Source organism: Qipengyuania intermedia, from assembly GCF_019711615.1.
Classification (GTDB): domain Bacteria; phylum Pseudomonadota; class Alphaproteobacteria; order Sphingomonadales; family Sphingomonadaceae; genus Qipengyuania; species Qipengyuania intermedia.
This window is the reverse complement of sequence record NZ_JAIGNS010000002.1, coordinates 915,072-935,088: the sequence shown is the minus strand read 5'-3', so window position 1 is coordinate 935,088 and position 20,017 is coordinate 915,072. Positions and strand designations below refer to the sequence as shown.

Genomic DNA, 20,017 nt, shown 5'->3' with positions numbered 1-20,017 from the left:
GCTCGCGGCGTTTTGCTTGTCCGCACCTGATGCGCGCAAAGGGCTTGATCGCACACGCATTGCTGGTCCAGACCAGCACCATGGATCGATGCGACGAGCTTTCCCGATGACCCGGCCCGCTGTTCTGGTGACGGGTGGCGCGAAGCGGCTCGGGGCCGCCATCGTGAAGGCCTTCGCTGCCGAAGGCTGGCACACCATCATCCACTACCACAGCTCCGACGGGGCCGCGCAGGAACTGGCCGACAGCCTGCCTAGCGCGGAAACGGTCTGCTGCGATCTGCGCGATGGCGAGGCAGCGGTTCAAATGATCGAAGAGCTTGCGCAGCGCCACGAGGATTGGCGGGTGCTGATAAACTCCGCCTCGGCTTTCTCGCCCGACGATGTAACCGGGCTCGATCCCGAAACGAACCAGAGGGCGATGCAGATCAACGCCCGCTCCCCCGCCCGCATGGCACAGGCCTTCCTGAAAGGCGCCAAGTCCGAAGATGGGCGGTGCGTGATCCAGGTCACCGACCAGAAGTTGCGCAACCCCAATCCCGACTTCTTCAGCTACACGATGAGCAAGCATGCTCTCGACGCCACGATCTCGATGCTTTCCATGGGCGCCACCCGTGATAGCGACCGAGTGTACGGCCTCGCTCCCGGAGCGATCCTGCCGAGCCACGACCAGACGGAAGAGGAGGCCGAGCGCTCGCACCGGATGAACCTGCTCCGGCGTCGCACCGGGGCGGATGAAATTGCCGATGCCGCCGTATTCCTTGCGCAAGGCGACCTTGCCAGCGGCCAGACGCTCTTCATCGACAGCGGCCAGCACCTGATGCAGCAGGACAGGGATGTCATCTACCTCGCCCGGGAAGAGGGAGCCGAGGCTTGAAACGTCACGCCCTTTCCACGCGCTTGTGGCATTGGCTGAACGTGTTCTGCGTGGTCGTCCTGTTCATGTCGGGGCTGACGATCTCCAATGCCCACCGCCTGCTCTATTGGGGCGACTGGGGATTTTCCCGCGAGCAAGCCTGGCTCGAAGTGCCCCGCTTCCCCGACTGGATGACCATCCCCGGCTATTACAGCCTGGCGGTTGCACGCGACTGGCATATCCTCGTCGCCTGGCCGTTTGCACTAGGCCTCCTCTTCATGTGGGCCGCCATGCTCCTCAACAGGCACTTCAAGCGCGACATCGCCACCAGCAGACGCGAGTGGCGCTGGTCGAACATCAAGCGCGATATCATCCAGCATCTGAAGCTCGATTTCGACCACGGAGAGGGCAAGTACAACTTCCTCCAGAAGCTGGCCTATGGGCTGGTCCTCGGAGTCTTCCTGCCGATGATGATCATCACCGGAATGGCGATCAGCCCGGGACTGGAGCCGCTGCTCGGATGGATGGTCGACCTCCTGGGCGGAAGGCAATCGGCACGCAGTCTGCACTTCATCTTCGCTTTCGCCATCTTCGGCTTCTTTGTCGTGCATCTGGCCCTGGTCGTCCTGGCAGGCCCTTACCGGCAAATTCGGGACATGATCACCGGAGGACGCATCGATGAAGCGTAGGGCTTTTCTCGCTGCGCTCGGCGCCGGGTTCGTCGCCGGGTGCAACAAGTTCGCCGATAGCGACGCTGGCTCGAAACTGCTGGGCGCCGCGGAAAGGTGGCACAAGAATGCGCACGAGTTCCTGACGGACAGGAAAGCGCTCGCCCCCGAGTTTCCGCGCAGCGCTATCTCTCCTTTCTTCCGGGGCAATGGTTCGGTCGATCCGCAAAACGGCGACTATCCTGCGCAGGCCGAGGCAGGCTTTGCCGACTGGCGGCTGGAAGTCCGCGGTCTCGTCGAAAACCCGCTTTCGCTCAGTCTCGAGAACATTCGCAAGCTGCCCCAGCGCACGCAGGTAACGCGCCATGACTGCGTCGAGGGCTGGAGTGCGATCGGCGAATGGACCGGTCCGCAGCTTTCCCTGCTGCTCGACGTGGCAAAACTGAGGCCCGAAGCGAAATACATCGTCTTCCGTTGCGCGGATAACCTCAACGGGCAGGATTATTACGAGAGCGTCGACCTCATCGACGCTTACCACCCGCAAACGATCGTCGCGCATGAGCTGAACGGCGAACCGCTCCCCATCCGCAATGGCGCCCCGCTACGAATGCGCATCGAACGCCAGCTAGGTTACAAGCACGCCAAGTATCTCACCGCCATCGAAGCGGTGGCCAGCCTCGATGATATCGCAGGCGGCAAAGGCGGCTATTGGGAAGACCGCGCCGGCTACCAATGGTACGCCGGTATCTGATCAATCGGTGTATTTGCGCGCCATTGCGTCCCAGTTGTTGCGCACCAACTGCCCGAGCGCTTCCATGTCGACGTCGGCGCGCTTGATTATGAAGAGGCAGCTCTTCCCCGTCGCATACTTGCCGAGTTTGGCAAACAGTCCGTCGCGCCGCTTTCGGCCGGCTAAGCGCTTCTTGATTGCCTACCGCCTCGCGCTCCTGCTAGCCGCGCGGCCAAGCTAACCAAGGTGCACTCCATGTCCGAAATCAAACGCGTCGTCCTCGCCTATTCCGGTGGCCTCGATACCTCCGTCATCGCCAAATGGCTCGAAGTAGAGCGCGGACTGGAAGTGGTCACGTTCACGGCCGACCTAGGTCAGGGCGAGGAAATCGAGCCTGCGCGCGAGAAAGCGCGAGCTATGGGCATTCCCGACAAGCACATCTTCATCGAAGACCTGCGCGAGGAATTCGTGCGCGATTTCGTCTTCCCGATGATGCGGGCCAATGCGCGGTACGAAGGGGATTATCTCCTCGGCACTTCGATTGCCCGGCCGCTTATTTCCAAACGCCTTGTGGAGATCGCTCACGAGACCGGCGCGGATGCAATCGCACATGGAGCGACCGGCAAGGGCAACGACCAGGTGCGCTTCGAATTGTCCGCCTACGCGCTTGATCCCGATATCAAGGTCATCGCTCCTTGGCGCGAGTGGGACCTGACGAGCCGTACCGCGCTCATCGCATGGGCCGAGAAGCACCAGATCGCCGTTCCGAAGGACAAGCGCGGGGAAAGCCCCTTCTCGACCGATGCCAACCTCCTGCACACCTCCAGCGAGGGCAAGGTGCTCGAGGATCCCTGGGAAGAGACGCCGGACTACGTTTATTCGCGGACCGATCACCCGGAGGACGCGCCGGACACGCCTGAATATATCGAAATCGGCTTCGAGAAGGGCGACGGTGTTTCGCTGAATGGCGAGACCATGAGCCCCGCGACCCTGCTTACCGCCCTCAACGCGCTGGGACGCAGGCATGGCATCGGGCGCCTCGACCTTGTCGAGAACCGCTTCGTCGGAATGAAGAGCCGCGGGATGTACGAAAGCCCGGGCGGCGAGATTTACGCCCGTGCACATCGCGGTATCGAGCAGATCACACTCGACCGCGGCGCGGCGCATCTCAAGGACGAGCTCATGCCGCGCTATGCAGAACTTGTGTACAACGGCCTTTGGTTCAGCCCCGAGCGCGAGATGTTGCAGGCGGCCGTCGATCTCAGCCAGGAGAAGGTCAGCGGGACCGTCAGGCTGAAGCTGTACAAGGGCAACGCAATGGTCGTGGGGCGGAAGTCCGATCAGTCGCTCTATTCCGAAGCCCACGTCACTTTCGAAGATGACGCAGGCGCTTACGACCAGAAGGATGCCGAGGGCTTCATCAAGCTGAATGCCCTGCGACTTCGCCTGCTGGCCAAGCGCGACCGCTAGAGAATTACCAACGAGCCTATCCGTAGGCGCGTAAAATTGCGCGGATGGCGGCGGTAGCGTTCGAATCTTTGCGACGAACGGTTGACTTATCCACCTCCCTCCACAGCGAATTGTGTGGAAAGTGGATAACTCGCCTCTTGTGCGCTTGAAGAATCGGGCGATCAGGCGCAGCTTCAAGTCATCGGAACGGCGAAGAAAGCTTCCGGTCTAGACGGTCTAACGACCTGAAAGACTTAGGAAATTCGGAACCGGAAAGACGTAGCGGAACCTGTCCGCGCGACTTACGAGACCCTCGTGCCGAAGGCTCACGCCGGACGCAAGGCGGGTCGATGACGAAGACGCGTAACGTTCCATTACGAGCCGGGCCAACCCGGTCGGATGCCGAAGGAGGCGTCGCAACAAGGTCTTCGGACCGGATGGCGATGCAACCGTTCGAGGCTCCGGCCATGAACGGAAGGTCGGGCTGCGGAGCTGCCTGTTGAAGGTCGGCTGGGGAAAGTAAGCGAACGGCTTCGGCCGCGACGCGACTGGACCGGGCTGATTGGAGGGTGGAGCCGGATGCCGGTGCGAGCGCCGGTGACAGAACCGGAAGGGAAGTCTTCGGACGGAACGGAAGGGAAAACATCGGATGCCAAGTCTGCGTCCCTTGAACTTCGGTTGAAGGAACACGGCCACGTATCGGTGAGAGTGGGGTCGGCAGCAATGCCGGCCCCATTTGCTATGCGGCACCCTTCCCTCGCGATCCGGCAGCCACAGCGTCCAAATCCACCGAATCGCTCTCTGGTATGCACGCCACCTGGCACACCCCAGATGCAGTAGGAAAGCACGGCCACCTCCGTATCCGCGCGCCGAAACGTGGCCAAAACGAGGCAGTTTACGTCCACGTTAACGACTCCGCGCGCGCCATCGCCTATATCCTCCCGAACCGAACGGGAGGTCCATTCATGGCCAAACGCGCGCTACGCAGCGCACTCTTCGTTGCAGCACTGGTGCTGCCCGGCACTGCCGGTCATTCGGAAGAGCGCGAGCTTACCCCAGTAACCGACACCCATTTCCAGGCGAGCTTCGCCGAATACGCCCCCCTGCCCGCTGCGCCTGCGCCGGGTCCGGAGGCGGTGGATCTCGACACCTTCGATCCCCCGGTCGAGGTGGAGCCCGTCACGACCTCGCTCGGCAGCGGGGTTGCCTCCTATTACGGCCGCCGCTTCCACGGCCGCCGCACCGCGAGTGGCGAGCGGTTCGACATGAACGCCATGACAGCTGCGCACAAGACGCTGCCCTTCGGAACGCTGGTCCAGGTCACCAACCCGCGCACGGGGGCTTCGGTCATCGTGCGCATCAACGACCGCGGTCCCTACGCACATGGCCGCACCATCGATCTCAGCCGCGCCGCGGCCCAGCAGATCGGCATCATCCAGCGCGGTCACGGCTCGGTAGAGCTGGAGCTGCTGAAGTAGGCACCGCGCCTTCGCGCCAGCCCCTCGCCGCTACCACACGAACGCGCCCTTCCCGTCCTCTCCGGTGAAGAGCCACCACTCTCGCCTGCGCCCCTCGTAGGCGGATAGCTGCAGCTCCTCCAGCGCGAGAGGCTCCATCCCCAGCGCCTGCGCCTGTTCCTCGATGCTCGGCGCATCGGCAGGCCGCGCATCGTGCATCGCCAGCACCCGCTCGACCCATGTGACGCAGCACGCGCACAGGTCCTCCTCGTCCAGCGTGTCGGATTGCTCCCCGCATTCCCTACAGAGTGGAACGGGTGGAACACACTCTTGCGCCAATTCTTCGGGCGAGCGCGCCGCCGCCAGTTCCTCGCCCCGCTCCAGCGCCTCGATCCGCTCGTCGAGCACATCCAGCTCGGCCGCGATTTCGGGCTTTTCCTCGAGCCGGTCGAGCCGCGCGAGCAGCAGGCGGTCGGAATAGCGCCTGCGCCGCGCCACCTCCTCGCCGTGATAGAAGACAGCCTCCTCCACCCCGTTGATCGCGCGATCGGCGAGCGTCGCCTCTGCCGAAGCCCGCGCCGCGAGCAGCGCCGCATCCCACGCCCGCGCAAAGCCGGAGGAGCGCCGCCGCGCCCGATAAGCCGTCTGCGCCGAGCACGAGGCCGCCCGGCACGCGAGCCGGACATTGCCGAACAGCTGGAGGCTCTTGAGAAACTCCGCCTGGAGCGAAGGCGTCAACACCGTCCGCCCCTCCCCATGCGGACCGTGAGTGGGAGCGGGTTCGATCGGGACGATGGCGTTCATGGTTCACCTGTGTGGAGTGGAGTGAACCGGACTAGTTATAGACAGGAATGGGAGTAGGACAGCGCTAGATACTGAGCTACGCGACTGGCGAAAAGTAGGGGTCCGAACCTGCTGGCCCGGACCCCTCGATATTGGACGGAACTTGAAGTCCTGCCCAGGAGATCACTTTGTCGCGCTAATTGAGATGCCAATATCAACGGGTTCTAACGACGACTGGGCGGCATCTGTGGCAATCGGGGTTCTAGTGCCATTCGTACCGCGGCGATCGCATTAGGCACCTTGAGTTTGGCGATAATGTTCGAACGGTGAGCCTCTACTGTCCGGTGACTGATCCCAAGAACCTTGGATATCTGCCGCGACGACGCCCCGGTGGCAATCTCATTGAGGACCTCCGTCTCCTTCCGTGTCAGGGTTTTCAGGAGGAAGAATGCTCGTTCACGCGCCGCTTTCTCACGCAGCAACGCTTCAGAACTCTCTTCAATCGAGGATAGCACTTCAACCAACTGCGCTTTGGTGGAAGGCCAACTCAAATAGCTCATCGCCCCGCATCGTATCGTGTCGACGACACGCTGCGGTACGACCTCATCGCTATAGGGAATTATCGGGTAAAACACCCCTCGTTCCCGAACAAACTCGATCGCGTCGTTCAGTTGATCGGCCCGATCCGCCACGAAAATCATGCAGAATTCCGGCCACTCAGCACCCACTTCACCTAACGTGGCCACGGGGTAGGCATAGCCGAAATCGCCCAATGCCCTAACGAGAGCATTCGCGGTCAATGGGTCTCGATCTACTATAATAAACTGAGATTTTGACATCTAACAGCCCCTAAGTTCACGATCGAATCACGCATTTCCCGTTTGAATTTAATCTTGGGAAGCGATCCGTAAGTGGGAACTACGTACGTATTTACTTGTACTCTGAGTAGTCACACAGCCTAATGTCATCTAACTGAATGATACTAAACATGTAGGTTGGCATATTTTAACCGTGTTTCTAAGCTAGCCATCGAAATTGAGCGTTTTCAGGAAAAAGCTCACCACTTTGGAGAACCGATGCCGGGTTTCGAAATATTCAATTCAATCGACCATGCCTCTGATGCTGACGAGCTTCTCGAAGTTGTGAGTGAATTTTTCCGCTCGTTTGGATTTCAGGCCGTCTGCTATGTCCTTCCCAAAAAGAACGATCTTGACGACTATCAGCTATTCGAGCGCGGGATGCCGCGCCGATGGATGAATCGTTACATGGCTCTGAACTACCAGGACATTGACCCACTTCCGACTTATGTAATGTCCCAAGAAAAGGTCATGTCGATAAGAGAAGCTCTAGCCGAACTCGAACCCACTGAGGAGCAAGCTGCTTATTTGGCAGAATTTACCGATTCCCCGGTTACAGACGGCCTTCTCATGCCCACTGTGGGAAGAAAACGCGTGCAAGGTTTCTTCGGTGCAACCCAAGTGAGCGACGAAGATTTAGCGGCTGCTGACAGGTCATTGATGCATGCTATCGCGCAACATACACATTGGAGATTCGATCATTTCGGTACCGGTCGAGAGGAGCCTAGCAAAAAGCTTTCGCCGAGGGAGATCGAGATCCTTCGATGGATCGGCGCCGGAAAATCAAATCCAGAAATAGCAGTGATACTCGGGATCAGCGCTCCGACCGTTGCCACTCACCTCAAGCGATTGTTTGCAAAGCTCGAAGTAAATGACCGCGTGTCGGCCGCCTTGAAGGGATACAAGCTCGGCTTCCTCACGGACGCATGATGCGACCGGCATGTAATAAGAGCATTCCGGCTGCCCGACGGCTCACCTAGCGTCAGGCTCACATTATGCTCTGATTGCGACCGTCAGCTTCGAAGTGCTGACCAGTCCAATCTTCTGAAATTTCGCAACTACTTTCTATGCCCATCAGGCGATAATTTTGGCCCACCCTACATCGCGTTCCGCGCGCACCCCTGCACGACGGTCCGCATCTCCGCATTGTCCTCGCCGAAGGCGTCGGTCAGTTTGAAGCCGCGGCGGTCGAATTCGCGTTTCATGCAGCCGCAGATTTGCGGCGCCTTGGACTGGAATTCCGCCGGGAAGCGCGCGCGAGCGACGCATTGCTCGGCGAAGTCCTCGTCCAGCTTGCGGTCCACCTCCGCCCCGATCTCATCGCTGTTCGACCAGCCGAAAGCGACCAGGAAGCCGACCACTGCGGCGACGAGAAAGACAAGCCATTTCATAACCCACCCTCCCTGAGCTGACGGGTGTGAAGGCTTGGCTATACCACAGGGTGGTTAAGGACTTGCGGGGAGTTTTCTGTTTGCGCCCTCAGACGCCGGGCGCGGCCCATCCGGGCCGCTTGGCTTCGCGGCATAAGCCGCGACGCGCGCTTGCGCTTTGGCGACGCTGGCGCGTCGCGCAAGCGCTCCTACGCTAGCTCGTCTACGTCGCTACTCTGCCGCTTCCTTGGTGGCTGACTGCCGTTCCAGCATCGGCTTGAGGTACTGGCCGGTATAGCTTTCGGGCACCTCGGCCACGTCTTCCGGCGTGCCTTGCGCGACGATCTCGCCCCCGCGCACGCCGCCGCCCGGGCCCAGGTCCAGAATGTGGTCGGCGGTCTTGATGACGTCGAGATTGTGCTCGATCACCACCACCGAATTGCCCTGTTCCACCAGCCGGTGGAGCACTTCGAGGAGTTTCCTCACATCCTCGAAATGGAGGCCCGTGGTGGGCTCGTCGAGGATGTAGAGCGTCTGGCCGGTGCTGCGCTTGGACAGTTCCTTGGCCAACTTCACGCGCTGCGCCTCCCCGCCCGACAGCGTGGTCGCCTGCTGGCCGACCTTGACGTAGCCCAGCCCCACCTCGTTCAGCATGTGCATCTTGTCGCGGATCGGGGGGACGGCCTTGAAGAAGACTTCCGCATCCTCGATCGTCATATCGAGCACGTCGGCGATGGAGTGGCCCTTGAACTTCACCTCCAGCGTTTCGCGGTTGTAGCGCTTGCCGCCGCATTCCTCGCAGGTGACGTAGACGTCGGGCAGGAAGTGCATCTCGATCTTGATCAGGCCGTCGCCCTGGCACGCCTCGCAGCGGCCGCCCTTGACGTTGAAGCTGAAGCGGCCGGGCTTGTAGCCGCGCGCCTGCGCTTCGGGGAGGCCCGCGAACCAGTCGCGGATCTGGGTGAAGGCGCCGGTGTAGGTCGCCGGGTTGGAGCGCGGGGTGCGGCCGATGGGCGACTGGTCGATCTCGATCACCTTGTCGCAATATTCGAGGCCGGTGACCTTGTCGTGCGCGCCCGCGACCACGCGTGCGCCGTTCAGCTGGCGCGCAGCGGAGGCGTAGAGCGTGTCGATGGTGAAGGACGACTTGCCCGAGCCCGAGACGCCGGTGATGCAGGTAAAGGTCCCGAGCGGCAGGCTGGCGGTGACGTTATTGAGGTTGTTCGCCCGCGCGCCGTGTACGGTAAGCTGGTGGCCGTTGCCCTTGCGGCGGGTGGCCGGGACGCTGATCTCGCGGCGTCCGGTGAGATAGTCCGCAGTGAGCGACTTCTTGCTTCGCAGCACCTGCTTCAGCGTGCCCTGCGCCACCACCTCGCCCCCGCGCACACCGGCGCCGGGGCCAAGGTCGACCACGTGGTCCGCCTGGCGGATCGCGTCCTCGTCATGCTCGACCACGATTACCGTGTTGCCGAGATCGCGCAGGCGCTTGAGGGTTTCGAGCAGCCGGTCGTTGTCGCGCTGGTGCAGGCCGATGCTGGGTTCGTCGAGCACGTAGAGCACGCCCGAAAGGCCCGAGCCGATCTGGCTGGCGAGGCGGATACGCTGGCTCTCCCCGCCGCTCAGCGTGCCGCTGGTCCGGTCGAGGTTGAGGTAGTCGAGGCCCACATTGTCGAGGAAGCCCAGCCGCTCGTTGATTTCCTTGAGGATGGCCTTGGCGATCTGGCTCTGCGTGTCGTTGAGATCCTCGGGCAGCTTGAGGAAATAGTTCTTCGCATCCGCCACGCTCATCTTGGTGGGGGTGGCGATGTCGGTGCCCGCGATCTTCACCGCCAGCGCCTTCTCGTTGAGACGCTTGCCATGGCAGGTCTCGCACGGCTGCGCGGTCTGGAATTTCGACAGCTCCTCGCGCATCCACGCGCTCTCGGTCTGGAGCATGCGGCGGTTCAAGTTGCCGATCACACCCTCGAACGGCTTTTTCACCGTATACTGCTTGCGCCCGTCCTTGAAAGTGAGCGGGATGGCGCGGCCCTTGGTGCCGTAAAGGATGATATCGCGGATTTCCTTGTCGAAATCTTCCCACGGGGTGGTGAGATCGAACTCGTATTCCTTCGCGAGGCTAGCCAGCACCTGCATGTAATAGGGCGATGGCGGATTGCTCTTCGCCCACGGCACGACCGCACCTTTCTTGAGGCTCAGAGCCTCGTTCGGCACGACCAGCTGCGGGTCGAACAGCTGCTTCTCACCGATCCCGTCACAGGTCGGGCAGGCCCCCTGCGGCGCGTTGAAGGAGAACAGGCGCGGTTCGACTTCCTCGATAGTGAAGCCTGAAACCGGGCAGGAGAAACGCTCGGAGAACACGATGCGGTTGGCAGGTAGGCCCGCCCCCTTCATCGCGCCGCCACCCTCGGCTTCGTCCTCACGCCCCGGCACCACGCCATCGGCAAGGTCGACATAGGCGAGCCCATCGGCGAGCTTCAGCGCAGTCTCGAAACTGTCGGCGAGGCGCGTTTCCAGCCCCTCCTTCACCGCAAGACGATCGACCACCACTTCGATGTCGTGCTTGAACTTCTTGTCGAGCGCGGGGGCTTCCTCGATCGGATACATCTCGCCATCGATGCGCACGCGGGTGAAGCCAGCCTTCTGCCACTCGGCCAGTTCCTTGCGGTATTCGCCCTTGCGCCCGCGCACCACCGGCGCGAGCAGGTACAGCCGCGTGCCTTCGGGCAATTCCATTACCCGGTCGACCATGTTGGAGACGGTCTGCGCCTCGATCGGCAGGCCGGTGGTCGGAGAGTAAGGTACGCCCACCCTCGCCCACAGCAGGCGCATGTAGTCGTATATCTCGGTAACCGTCGCCACGGTCGAGCGCGGGTTGCGGCTGGTGGTCTTCTGCTCGATCGAGATTGCAGGTGACAGCCCGTCGATGTGCTCGACATCGGGCTTCTGCATCATCTCGAGGAACTGGCGAGCATAGGCGGACAGGCTCTCCACATAACGCCGTTGCCCTTCCGCGTAGATCGTGTCGAACGCGAGGCTCGATTTGCCCGAGCCGGACAGGCCCGTGATCACGATCAGGCTGTCGCGCGGCAGGTCGATATCCACGCCCTTCAAATTGTGTTCGCGCGCGCCGCGTACGGAGATTTTCGTAAGTGCCATGAAGGAAGCGTGTTCCCGAATTGTTCGCTTTGGTCAAGGGGCCGCGATTATGGGAGGTCCAGCCCTTCACTGAGGGCAGCGGACGAGAAGCGCGGGGGTTCCGCGAATGTGGGTTTTGCCTTGGGCGAATACAAGCGGGGACCCGGATTGCCGCCACGCGAGTTTCCTTTGCATGGTCACAACCAACCCGCTCATCGCAATCGGCGCTTTGCTTTCAGTCACTTGCCTCACCGGGTGTAGCGATGCGTCGTCTTCGAAAAGCGAAGTTGTCGCATCCGAAACTGCGACGCCAACGCTCGAAATCGGCCCTGCCGTGACCTCGCTCGACGAGATCGAGGGCTTTTGGCTGGTCGAGCGGTTCAACGAGTTTTCTCCGAGCTGGCGCGAAAACATCGGTTGGCGGCGCGCCTATGTGCAGGTGGGGAACGATGGGCTTGCCTACTCTATCGGTTGCAATCATTCCGGCAATCCGGCCTCGCTGGATAGAAATGGAACCCTGCGCGATACCGGCAACGGGACGCGCACGCAGACACTGATCGGGTGCCCCCCGGAATGGGAAGGCCGCGATGGCAGGTTCTTCGGCTTTTTCGGTTCGAACCCGACAGTAAACCGCGTCGGGGACAGCCGCCTGCTTTTGAAGAGCGGGGAGACCGAACTCGTCCTTGTCGAACCCGAAGCCTGGCGCCTCGCCAACATCCCCGACCGCGACTTCGTGACCGGCAAATGGGTTCCGAGGATGGCCTCCAACTACGACGGATGGGGTCATTCGGGTTTCGGCATCGGCGAGAATGCAGGTGTCATTACGCTCGGTGCGAACAGCATCGATTGGTCGGAATGCCCCGACACCTCGATCGACATCGAATGGACCGAAGACGGTCGCCTGAAAAACAGGAACGGCTCAACGATCCGTTGCGAGGCCCTGACGCGCAGCAGCGACAACGGCCGGAGTCTCGTGATGGGCCTGCTGTCGGCCAGTCCAGCTGTTATCAGGACCGGGAAAGACCACATGACCTTGCTCGTCGGGACCGGGCAAAAAGGCCGCCGGCTGGACTTGCAGACGCTGGAGAGCGTCATGAACCCGCCCGAGCCGCCACCAGTGCCTCCCGGAGAGGTGGAACCGCCGCCCCCACCGCCCTTGTCCGTAAGTAACTGAAAAATGGTTATTTGCCATACGCCTGCCCAGCAGGGGTCGCTCTCCCAAGCGAGTGCCAGGCGCGGTGAAGCGTGGACCCAATCCGCGGGTCTATCCGTTGATTGGGTAAGACAGGCCGCAGATCGGCCCTCCCCTCCGCCCTCGAGCGGAGGATTTCAGATACAGAATTCACGGGAATAGAAACAACAATGAAGCAGGAAGTCGAGCAAAAGGATCGGGTCGCACCGTCATCCGACCACTTGCGGCCTGCGCCCGTTTCCGGTTCGCTTCAGGACGAACGCATTCGCGCGATCATGCGCGAACTCGATCGGCCGCTAGAAAACGAGAAGTGGACCGCGACGCCCCATGCGGGTGAGCAAAAGCGTGCGCGCAGGCTCCTTAAGCGGATAAAGCAACACCGCCGTCACCGCCGGGAATTGAAACGGGCCCGTCAGGCCGCCCAGCAAGTGTTCAATGTCAATCCGAAGTTCTCTACGCGAAAGAGGGCCACATTGATGATGGGCGCGGGTGCAGTGGGACTGGCTGCCTTTACCGGTCCCCCGACGCAAAAGACCCGCGCCGACCAGCAATTGGCAGCTACTTATGTTATGAGCGCGGAAGAGCAGGACATTCGCAAACCTGCAGCGCTCATGAAGGCCAGCGAAGAGTTCAAGCAGGCGCTTATCGAGGAAGAGGGTGTCCGCTATACCGTCTATCGCGACGTGGCAGGCTATCCGACGGTCGGCGTTGGTCACCTGATCACGCCGGGAGACAATTTGCGGGTAGGAGACCGGATTTCCGAAGAACAGGTCCTCTCCTTCTTGGAAAGTGACCTGGCGACTGCCGAACGCGGCGTCCGGATCCTGGTCGGCGACTTGCCATTATACCAGCATGAGTTCGATGCGCTTCTGGACCTCGTCTACAATGTCGGGCTCGGAAACGTTTCGGAAGCGGAAAGCCCGCGACTTAACGCGGCGATCCAGGCCGGCGATTACGAGAAGATCGCAGCGGAACTCGACTACACGCATGCGGCCGGACAGGTTGCTCGTGGGCTGGAATTCAGGTCGGAGCGAAGGGCCATGATGTTCATGGACGCAAGCTACGAAGATCCCAGAGAGACGTAGATCTTTCTAATCGTGACAAAGGTAATGTGCTTCCGCGCAAGATTGTAAGTCTCTGCCAGATGTCATAGGGCATTTATTAGGCCTCACCCTACGGAGGTTGTAGGTGGGGCGAGAAGGGGAAGCCGCGTGAAGACGGCCAATGGGTTTACGGTCGCACCCGAACGGGACGCAGACTGGCTACGAGAAAGCTGGCGTGAGACGGTCCGTTCCGTCCTCATTACCGAACAGCGCGCGTTTTCTGCGAACGTACTCAGCGTCGTCGCGATTGCGGCTGCGGTGCTGTTTCTCGCCGATCCGAACGCTTACGTCCTCCCGTTGATCATGCGTGTGCTTGCACTTGTCGGCGCTCACATGTCCTACAACCACCTGCGCCGACAGATCGACACAGGCCGATCGCTCGATCCGGCGCTACGTATCCTGTCGATCATGCTGTTTTTTGGCGGGATGAGTTGGGCTTACCTCCTGCTTCCCTCCCTTGCCCAGCCGCTGAATGAACCGCTGCGCCTGCTCATTGCCGCCGGAACGATCACCGGTGTCGGTCTGATCGTGACGATGACCGCGCCTTTGCGGGAGCAGACCTTTGCCTTCATGGTCGGTTTCCTGCTCACGCTGTTCGTGGCGCTTTACCTGTATGCCGGGGACGCCCTGCTGCCCTATGCTTTCGGGACGACGGCATTGGTGGTCGGCGTGTCCATGTTCGCCTTCGCCACCGCCCAGCAGCGGAGCGTCTCCGCAGACATGCTGGTGGAGAACCGGCGCCTGAACGAAGACCTCGCCGACGCGCTCGCCCAGGCGGAATTCCTTGCCAAGCACGATCCGCTTACGGGCCTCTACAACCGCCGCGCGCTCTTCGAATACGGTCTCGTAGACGGACAGACCCGGGAAACCGCCCATCTGATGCTGGTCGACCTCGATCATTTCAAGAAGATAAACGACACCTACGGTCACGACATGGGCGACAGGGCTTTGATCGAGGTGGGCAAGCTGATGCGCGACGCCTTGCGGGCCTACGGCGAAGGGCATCATTTCGCAGCAAGATTGGGCGGTGAAGAGTTCTGCGTATTCCTCGACGAGCCCGATGCGGAGCGCGCTCTCGTGTTTGCAGAAGACCTGCGCGAGGGTCTTTCGATGCTGCACGAGACCGTCGGACTGCCGAGCGGTGCGACCAGTGCCTCCATCGGCATCGGGCCGCACGTCCGCACGAGCACTATTGACGACAGCATCAGGCTTGCCGATGCCGCGATGTACGATGCCAAGACCGAAGGCCGCAACCGCGTGCGACAGGTCGATCGCTGAGATCACGCAGTTTCGGACCACATCATGAGCCATCGCCTGTTTGTCGGACTGCGCCCGCCCCCGCCCATTCGCGACACCCTCACCGACCTCATGGAAGGCGTGGACGAGGCACGCTGGCAGGATGACGACCAGCTCCACCTCACCTTGCGCTATGTGGGCGATGTGGAGACGCACCAGGCCGACGATCTTGCCGAGGCGCTTGGCACGATCACCTTCGATAGCTTCGATCTTGTGATTGCATGCTCTGGTTTTTTCGAACGAAAAGGCGTTGTGAGAGCCTTGTGGGCGGGAGTGAAACCCTGCGAGCCGCTGATCCTCTTGCAGCGCAAGGTGGAGCGTGCCTGCCAGAGTGTCGGGATCGAGCCGGAAGGGCGCAAGTTCCTGCCCCACATCACCCTCGCCCGGCTGAATACCGCGAGCGGCCCTGCACAGCCCTTCCTGTCGGCCACCAGCCGCCTGCGGCTCGAGCCGTGGACCGTGCAGGAATTCGTCCTGTTCGAGAGCGAATTGCACCCCGAGGGGTCGATCTACACCCCGATTGTCCGCTATCCTGCCCGGCAATGAAGTTCTCAGCGCATCTCTTCCCGGCGATCGGCCTCGCGACTGCACTGGCGGCCTGCTCGCCCGCGCCCGCCGACATTCTCGCACCGGAGGACCAGAGCGAACCCCTGGTGCAGGTCATCGAAGAGCAAGCCCGCACCGATCCGGTCGAGAATTGCCTCCTGCTGGTCTGGTCCGAACAGGAAGATCCCGACGTGGAGTTCGACCGGGCCAACGATGCGGTCAACGGCGGCGCGATCTCCTGCGCCACCGGCACCAGTCCGAGCCAGTTCGAGGCTGCAATCGAGACCCTGCGCGAGGCGGCGCAAAGCGGCGACAAGGCGCGCCTGCTCGAACAGGTCGGACTTCCGCTGCTTTATATCGACGCCGACGGAGAACGGCGCGAATTGAGCGAGGACCAAATCGACACGCTCTTCGACGAGGTGTTCGACGAGCGCATGGTCGCCGTCCTGCGCGATCTCGACCTGTCGCAAATGACGGTCGACAAGGAACAGGGCGCTTATTTCGAGCTCGGCTCGCTATGGCTGGTAGTCGACGATACCGGAGGCAAGCCGCGCATCGTCACGGTGAACCGCCAGGCGCTGGAAGAAGCGGCCGAAGCTGCGAAGGAACAGGCCGAGCGCGGTCAGGGCAAGCGCTTGGACTAAGCATTTTCCGCCGACCGCTATCGACCGTTCGACGCTGGAAACTTGCACTTAGCCTGCAATTCCTGTTCATGCGCCATTGTCGCAAACGAAACCATATTACGGATGCACACCCGTCCATTCGTTTTTCGCCAATTATTGGAGAGACCATGAAGGCCCAAATCTTGGCCACCACCGCCGCCGCAGCCCTGCTTGCCGGATGCGCAACCATCAACACCGAAGAAGGTGACCCCTTGGCAGACCTGCAAGAAGCCCAGGCCTACAATCCAGATATTCCCGCTGGCACCGGCTATTTCGCCGAGCGCAGCGACCTGCCGTTCCACGCGCCGGACTTCACACGAATTTCGGAAGACGATTACCTGCCTGCCTACGAGCAGGCCATGATGATCCACAAGGCCGAGATCGAGGCGATCAAGAACAACCCGGCGGCCCCGAATTTCGAGAACACCATCGTCGCGCTGGAAAAGGCCGGCGGCATGCTGGGGCGGATCAACACGGTCTTCTTCGCCCTCACCGGTTCGAACACGACCGATCGCCTGGACGAGATCAACACCGAGATCAGCCCCAAGCTGACCGAGCATTATGACGCGATCACGCTCGATCCCGCCCTCTTCGCCCGCGTCAAGGCGGTCTATGACAACCGCGCCGCGATGACGATGACGGTCGAGGACGCAAAGCTGCTCGAAACGACCTACGAAGGCATGGTCCACGCCGGCGCGCTGCTCAGCGATGCCGAGCGCGAACAGGTCAAGGCGATCAACTCGCAGCTGTCGACGCTGACGACCGAATTCAGCCAGGACGCACGCGCCGCGATGAGCGACCAGCCGGTCATCTTCGACAGCCGCGAAGAACTTGCCGGACTTTCGGACAGCGACATCAAGTCGGCTGCCGATCTTGCGACCGAAAAGGGCTTCGACGGCAAGTATGCCATCGCGCTCCAGAACACGACGCAGCAGCCGCTGCTGCCGAGCATGGAAAACCGCGACGCCCGCGAAAAGCTGTTCATGGCGAGCTATCACCGTGCGGACGGCACGACCGATGTCGACACGCGCATGCTGATTGCCAAGATCGCCAAGCTGCGCGCCGACAAGGCGGCGCTGTTCGGTGAAGCCGACTGGGCCAGCTATGCGATGTGGGACCGCATGGCCGAAAAGCCGAAGACCGCGCTCGACTTCATGGAACAGATGGTCCCCGCCCTCGCCGCGACCCAGCGTCGTGAAGCGGCCATGCTGACCGCCGCAATCGCTGCCGACGGCGGCGATTACGAAGTGAAGCCGTGGGACTGGTATCGCTATGCCAACCGTATCAAGGCCGAACAGTTCGACCTCGATGAAGACGCGGTGATGGAATATTTCGTGCTCGACAAGGTGCTCGAGGACGGCGTGTTCTACATGGCCGAAAAGCTTTACGGCCTTACCTTCCAGAAGCGCACGGACCTGCCGGTCTATCACCCGGATGTGACGACCTACACCGTCTTCGACCGCGACGGCAGCGAACTGGGCATCTTCTATTTCGACCCGTTCCAGCGCCCGTCCAAGCGTGGCGGTGCATGGATGAGCAACTTCGTGGAGCAGAGCCATCTGTATGGCACCAAGCCGGTGATCTACAACGTGCTCAACATCCCGAAGGCACCGGCAGGCGAAGTCCAGCTGGTCAGCTTCGACTGGGTGAACACCACCTTCCACGAATTCGGACACGCGCTGCACGGCTTCTTCGCCGACCAGCGGTATGAAAGCCTGTCGGGCACCGCCACGGCGCGCGACTTCGTGGAATATCCCAGCCAGGTCCACGAAATGTGGGCCACCTGGCCGAGCGTGCTGTCGAACTACGCCAAGCACTACGAAACCGGCGAGACCATTCCCGACGAGATGATCGAGAAGATCGAAGCCGCTGCAAAGTTCAACCAAGGCTATGATTTCGGCGAAGTCGTCGAAGCCGCCCTGCTCGACATGAAGTGGAGCGCACTGTCGCCCGCCGAAGCAGCCGCTATCGATACGCCGGAAAAGGTCGACGCGTTCGAGCGTCGTTCGCTCGAAGAACTCGGCCTCGAGATCGACCTCGTGCCGCCGCGTTATCGCAGCACCTATTTCAACCACATCTTCAGCTCGCCCGCGGGATACTCTGCCGGCTATTACAGCTATCTGTGGACCGAGATGCTCGATCGCGACAGCCGCAAGTGGTTCATCGAGAACGGCGGCCTGACCCGCGAGAACGGCGATCACTATCGCGCCACCGTTCTCAGCCGTGGCGGGACGATGGATTACTTCCAGATGTTCCAGAACTTCGCCGGTCGGGCACCCGATGTGACCCCGATGCTCGAGGCGCGCGGCCTTGTCGCTGGCGACGAAGCGGCGGACAGCGAAGTTTCGGACGGTGCGCTGCCCTCGCAGGCCGTGAACTGATTTCCGAAATTTGCAGTAACCGGAGCGGTCGTAAAGCCGCTCCGGTTAATCTCCCGAACCGGGTTCTGGAGAAGAATAAATTCCTTCTCCAGCCTCCCTTTGGTTAATTTCAAGTTTTCATGCCCTGCGTCAAAAATGTCGCATAAAATCAGTTGTTTCGCGAATCGGCCCGACGGCAGCGCCTTTCATTCCGAAACGAACTTAAAAACCTATTTCTGTTTTCTTCGAGCGCAATATTCGGAAATTGTAAGTAAAGTAATTCGTTTACTTTGCGCACGACAGCAGAGATTCCCTCTTGGCAAATAACGCGTTCGAAATACCCCTGAATAAGCGAGTAGAGACTCGCCTTTAGGGAGTAAAAACAATGAAGAAGTCGCTTTTCGCGGCGATGGTGCTTGCCGCCATCCCGACGACCCTTATCGCCCAGTCCAAACCCAATGTTCTTCCCGGCAGCGAACGGGTGAACCCGGCTGCAGAACGCGCCGGCAAGAAAATTCCGGGAAGCTGGATCTGCACCATGGACGCGTCCACATCGGAAAGCGCCGTAGCGCAGGAAGCCGGCAAGGCGGCCATGCGCGGTGCGGGCCGCGTCAAACATGTCTACACCGGCGCACTCAAAGGCTTTGCGCTGAACGTTCCCGACCACGCGATCGCCCGCATCCAGAACGGCAATCCGGCGATCAGATCCTGCGAGCAGGACCAGGTCATGTCCATCGCTACCAAGCAGCGCGGCCGTCCGACCAAGGATGTGAGCGCCATGGTCGATTACACCCCCTGGGGCGTGGCACGCGTCGGCGGTGGCTCCGGATCGGGCTTTCGCCGCGCCTGGGTGATCGACAGCGGCATTGCGAGCCATCCGGACCTCAACATCGATACCGGTCGTTCGCGCAGCTTCGTACCCGGCATCTCGAGCTTTTCCGACGGTAACGGCCACGGAACCCATGTCGCCGGGACCATTGCGGCAAAGGGCGATGGAGCAGGCGTCGTCGGCGTGGCGCCGGGCGCTTCGGTCGTAGCGCTTCGCGTATTCGATGCCAGCGGCGAAGGCTCCAACTCGGCCGTTCTCGCTGCGGTCGACCACACCTATCGCTATGCGTCGCCGGGCGACGTGGTCAACATGAGCCTGGGCGGCGGCACCAGCACTACGCTCGACAATGCGGTGCTGCGCGCATCCAACCGCGGCGTCTACTTCACGCTGGCAGCCGGCAACGAGAGCATGAATGCCAATTACTCCTCGCCCGGCCGCGTGAACGGCTCTTATATATGGACCGTCTCGGCGCATGACAGCAACGATCGGTTCGCAAACTTCTCGAACTATGCCAACCCGCCGATCGACGTGGCAGAGCCGGGGGTCGATATCGTTTCGACCTATCTGAACGGCGGATATGCCTATCTGTCGGGCACCTCCATGGCGGCCCCGCATCTCGCCGGGCTGATCCTGCAGCGCTCGGTTCGCAACGGCGGACGGGTAAGCGGCGATCCGGACGGCAATGCCGACATCATCGGCGTGAAATAACCGAGCCGAAAGGCAATTC

General features: G+C 61.3%; 17 protein-coding genes. 13 read left to right on the top strand and 4 right to left on the bottom strand.

Annotated features, from left to right (window positions below):
* Nucleotides 1–106 precede the first annotated feature (106 nt).
* The 5 genes from K3179_RS10930 to K3179_RS10910 all read left to right on the top strand — a co-directional run bounded on the left by K3179_RS10930 (nucleotide 107) and on the right by K3179_RS10910 (nucleotide 5,178).
* Nucleotides 107–874 carry an SDR family oxidoreductase gene (locus tag K3179_RS10930; protein ID WP_221564910.1) on the top strand — a complete coding sequence of 256 codons (768 nt, stop codon included), beginning with the start codon at nucleotides 107–109 and terminating at the stop codon, nucleotides 872–874.
* Entirely contained in the window at nucleotides 871–1,542 is a 672-nt protein-coding gene (locus tag K3179_RS10925; protein WP_221564908.1) for a cytochrome b/b6 domain-containing protein, read from the top strand. The genes K3179_RS10930 and K3179_RS10925 overlap by 4 nt, the downstream gene beginning before the upstream one ends.
* Nucleotides 1,532–2,272 carry a molybdopterin-binding protein gene (locus K3179_RS10920; protein ID WP_221564906.1) on the top strand — a complete coding sequence of 247 codons (741 nt, stop codon included), beginning with the start codon at nucleotides 1,532–1,534 and terminating at the stop codon, nucleotides 2,270–2,272. The genes K3179_RS10925 and K3179_RS10920 overlap by 11 nt, the downstream gene beginning before the upstream one ends.
* A gap of 234 nt (nucleotides 2,273–2,506) precedes the next feature.
* Nucleotides 2,507–3,721, top strand: a complete 1,215-nt coding sequence (locus K3179_RS10915; protein WP_221564904.1) for an argininosuccinate synthase — start codon at nucleotides 2,507–2,509, stop codon at nucleotides 3,719–3,721.
* Nucleotides 3,722–4,665: 944 nt separating this feature from the next.
* On the top strand, nucleotides 4,666–5,178 hold the full coding sequence (locus K3179_RS10910; RefSeq protein ID WP_221564902.1) for a septal ring lytic transglycosylase RlpA family protein: 513 nt from the start codon (nucleotides 4,666–4,668) through the stop codon (nucleotides 5,176–5,178).
* A gap of 30 nt (nucleotides 5,179–5,208) precedes the next feature.
* Here the strand turns inward: K3179_RS10910 and K3179_RS10905 are convergent, their stop codons facing one another.
* Complete coding sequence (locus K3179_RS10905) at nucleotides 5,209–5,961, bottom strand: hypothetical protein (RefSeq protein ID WP_221564900.1); 753 nt, start codon at nucleotides 5,959–5,961, stop codon at nucleotides 5,209–5,211.
* Between the two features lie 203 nt (nucleotides 5,962–6,164).
* Nucleotides 6,165–6,713, bottom strand: coding sequence for a response regulator transcription factor (locus tag K3179_RS10900; RefSeq protein WP_221564898.1), 549 nt, complete (start codon nucleotides 6,711–6,713; stop codon nucleotides 6,165–6,167).
* 222 nt (nucleotides 6,714–6,935) lie between these two features.
* Here K3179_RS10900 and K3179_RS10895 point away from each other — a divergent pair, with 222 nt between their 5' ends.
* A complete protein-coding gene (locus tag K3179_RS10895) occupies nucleotides 6,936–7,727 on the top strand; it encodes a helix-turn-helix transcriptional regulator (RefSeq protein ID WP_221564896.1) in 792 nt (263 codons plus the stop codon).
* Between the two features lie 167 nt (nucleotides 7,728–7,894).
* Here the strand turns inward: K3179_RS10895 and K3179_RS10890 are convergent, their stop codons facing one another.
* Together K3179_RS10890 and uvrA are read right to left on the bottom strand one after the other, a co-directional pair.
* Nucleotides 7,895–8,188: a hypothetical protein gene (locus K3179_RS10890; RefSeq protein ID WP_221564894.1), complete on the bottom strand. Its 294-nt coding sequence runs from the start codon at nucleotides 8,186–8,188 to the stop codon at nucleotides 7,895–7,897.
* Between the two features lie 210 nt (nucleotides 8,189–8,398).
* The gene (gene uvrA, locus K3179_RS10885) at nucleotides 8,399–11,323 is read right to left on the bottom strand and encodes an excinuclease ABC subunit UvrA (protein ID WP_221564892.1); all 2,925 of its coding nucleotides are present in this window, start codon (nucleotides 11,321–11,323) and stop codon (nucleotides 8,399–8,401) included.
* Nucleotides 11,324–11,495: 172 nt separating this feature from the next.
* Between uvrA and K3179_RS10880 the strand changes: the two genes are divergently transcribed.
* The 7 genes from K3179_RS10880 to K3179_RS10850 all read left to right on the top strand — a co-directional run bounded on the left by K3179_RS10880 (nucleotide 11,496) and on the right by K3179_RS10850 (nucleotide 19,998).
* Nucleotides 11,496–12,476: a hypothetical protein gene (locus tag K3179_RS10880; RefSeq protein WP_221564890.1), complete on the top strand. Its 981-nt coding sequence runs from the start codon at nucleotides 11,496–11,498 to the stop codon at nucleotides 12,474–12,476.
* 188 nt (nucleotides 12,477–12,664) lie between these two features.
* The gene (locus K3179_RS10875) at nucleotides 12,665–13,579 is read left to right on the top strand and encodes a lysozyme (RefSeq protein WP_247712947.1); all 915 of its coding nucleotides are present in this window, start codon (nucleotides 12,665–12,667) and stop codon (nucleotides 13,577–13,579) included.
* A 126-nt stretch (nucleotides 13,580–13,705) separates the two neighbouring features.
* Complete coding sequence (locus tag K3179_RS13600; RefSeq protein WP_221564888.1) at nucleotides 13,706–14,875, top strand: GGDEF domain-containing protein; 1,170 nt, start codon at nucleotides 13,706–13,708, stop codon at nucleotides 14,873–14,875.
* A 24-nt stretch (nucleotides 14,876–14,899) separates the two neighbouring features.
* On the top strand, nucleotides 14,900–15,439 hold the full coding sequence (gene thpR / locus K3179_RS10865) for an RNA 2',3'-cyclic phosphodiesterase (RefSeq protein WP_221564877.1): 540 nt from the start codon (nucleotides 14,900–14,902) through the stop codon (nucleotides 15,437–15,439).
* Nucleotides 15,436–16,083 (top strand): hypothetical protein, encoded by a 648-nt coding sequence (locus K3179_RS10860; RefSeq protein ID WP_247712946.1) that lies wholly within the window; start codon nucleotides 15,436–15,438, stop codon nucleotides 16,081–16,083. The genes thpR and K3179_RS10860 overlap by 4 nt, the downstream gene beginning before the upstream one ends.
* A 161-nt stretch (nucleotides 16,084–16,244) precedes the next feature.
* Complete coding sequence (locus K3179_RS10855; RefSeq protein ID WP_247712945.1) at nucleotides 16,245–18,482, top strand: M3 family metallopeptidase; 2,238 nt, start codon at nucleotides 16,245–16,247, stop codon at nucleotides 18,480–18,482.
* Between the two features lie 364 nt (nucleotides 18,483–18,846).
* Nucleotides 18,847–19,998, top strand: coding sequence for a S8 family serine peptidase (locus tag K3179_RS10850; RefSeq protein WP_221564866.1), 1,152 nt, complete (start codon nucleotides 18,847–18,849; stop codon nucleotides 19,996–19,998).
* Nucleotides 19,999–20,017: the final 19 nt, after the last annotated feature.

Excerpts from the sequence above, each read along its gene's own strand:
- K3179_RS10930 (WP_221564910.1), top strand. The coding sequence starts at position 107 with ATGACCCGGCCCGCTGTTCTGGTGACGGGTGGCGCGAAGCGGCTCGGG.
- K3179_RS10920 (WP_221564906.1), top strand. The coding sequence starts at position 1,532 with ATGAAGCGTAGGGCTTTTCTCGCTGCGCTCGGCGCCGGGTTCGTCGCC.
- K3179_RS10915 (WP_221564904.1), top strand. The coding sequence starts at position 2,507 with ATGTCCGAAATCAAACGCGTCGTCCTCGCCTATTCCGGTGGCCTCGAT.
- K3179_RS10910 (WP_221564902.1), top strand. The coding sequence starts at position 4,666 with ATGGCCAAACGCGCGCTACGCAGCGCACTCTTCGTTGCAGCACTGGTG.
- K3179_RS10905 (WP_221564900.1), bottom strand. The coding sequence starts at position 5,961 with ATGAACGCCATCGTCCCGATCGAACCCGCTCCCACTCACGGTCCGCAT.
- K3179_RS10890 (WP_221564894.1), bottom strand. The coding sequence starts at position 8,188 with ATGAAATGGCTTGTCTTTCTCGTCGCCGCAGTGGTCGGCTTCCTGGTC.
- uvrA (WP_221564892.1), bottom strand. The coding sequence starts at position 11,323 with ATGGCACTTACGAAAATCTCCGTACGCGGCGCGCGCGAACACAATTTG.
- K3179_RS10880 (WP_221564890.1), top strand. The coding sequence starts at position 11,496 with ATGGTCACAACCAACCCGCTCATCGCAATCGGCGCTTTGCTTTCAGTC.
- K3179_RS10875 (WP_247712947.1), top strand. The coding sequence starts at position 12,665 with ATGAAGCAGGAAGTCGAGCAAAAGGATCGGGTCGCACCGTCATCCGAC.
- thpR (WP_221564877.1), top strand. The coding sequence starts at position 14,900 with ATGAGCCATCGCCTGTTTGTCGGACTGCGCCCGCCCCCGCCCATTCGC.
- K3179_RS10860 (WP_247712946.1), top strand. The coding sequence starts at position 15,436 with ATGAAGTTCTCAGCGCATCTCTTCCCGGCGATCGGCCTCGCGACTGCA.
- K3179_RS10850 (WP_221564866.1), top strand. The coding sequence starts at position 18,847 with ATGAAGAAGTCGCTTTTCGCGGCGATGGTGCTTGCCGCCATCCCGACG.